This is a genomic window from Oleiphilus sp. HI0132, from assembly GCF_001635845.1.
This window is the reverse complement of sequence record NZ_LWGJ01001821.1, coordinates 1-1,034: the sequence shown is the minus strand read 5'-3', so window position 1 is coordinate 1,034 and position 1,034 is coordinate 1. Positions and strand designations below refer to the sequence as shown.

Sequence of the window (1,034 nt, the reverse complement as noted above, 5' to 3'; positions counted from 1 at the left end):
CAACGAAGATAAGCACTTTGCGATTATCGATGCGGCGATGAATGACCTGCTACGCCCGTCTTTATACAGCGCATGGCAGAATATTATTCGGGTAGAAAAAGAGCCGGGTTCTGATTGTGAGCGTCATCACTATGATTTGGTAGGGCCGATTTGTGAGACGGGCGACTTCTTGGGTAAAGATCGTGATTTGGCTATTAAGGCGGGCGACTTGCTCGCGGTAATGTCATCAGGTGCTTATGGCTTTGCAATGAGCTCGAACTACAACTCCAGAGGTCGTGTGGCAGAGCTGGTTGTAGATGGTGAGCAAGTCGTATTAGCGCGTAAGCGTGAAACAATTGATGATCAACTAGCGCTTGAGAATTTGATGCCTTAGTGGGCATTTAGAGTATTTTAGGTATCGGGAGAAAACAATATGGTGGTGAACTTTACCAAAATGCATGGTTTGGGTAATGACTTTATGGTGGTTGATATGATCAGCCATCATGTTCACCTTCGTCCTGAACAAATTCGCCGAATGGCTGATCGTAATTTAGGTGTGGGCTTTGACCAGCTTTTGTTGGTCGAACCACCTGGCAAGCCTGATGTTGATTTTCGCTATCGAATTTTTAATGCCGATGGTTCAGAAGTTGAGCAGTGTGGTAACGGTGCCAGGTGTTTCGCAGTCTTCGTGCGCGAGAAGAAGCTAAGCAACAAAGATAGTATTCGGGTCGAAACAAAAAAAGGCGATATTGAGTTAAAGGTCAATGATGATGGTCGCGTCCTTGTAGACATGGGCGAACCAGTATTCGACCCAGAAAGTATTCCATTTACAGCGGATGCTCCAGCAGATAGTTACAGCATCGATGTCGATGGTGAACCCTTGCAGATTTCTGCGGTGTCTATGGGCAACCCTCATGCTGTTTTGCAGGTGCCTGAATTGAGTGATCAGCAGGTTGCGCATTTAGGACCATTGATTGAAGCGCATGAACGCTTTCCAGAGCGTGTGAATGTTGGTTTTATGGAAATAGTACATAAGCGCTTTATCCAACTACGCG

1 protein-coding gene and 1 pseudogene are annotated in these 1,034 nt (G+C 46.1%); both read left to right on the top strand.

Features of this window, described 5'->3' with window-relative positions; genetic code table 11:
- A pseudogene (locus A3766_RS27590) lies at positions 1–373 on the top strand (diaminopimelate decarboxylase); the annotation flags it as partial.
- A 39-nt stretch (positions 374–412) separates the two neighbouring features.
- A partial coding sequence (gene dapF / locus A3766_RS27585; protein WP_068643383.1) for a diaminopimelate epimerase occupies positions 413–1,034 on the top strand: 622 nt, incomplete at its 3' end.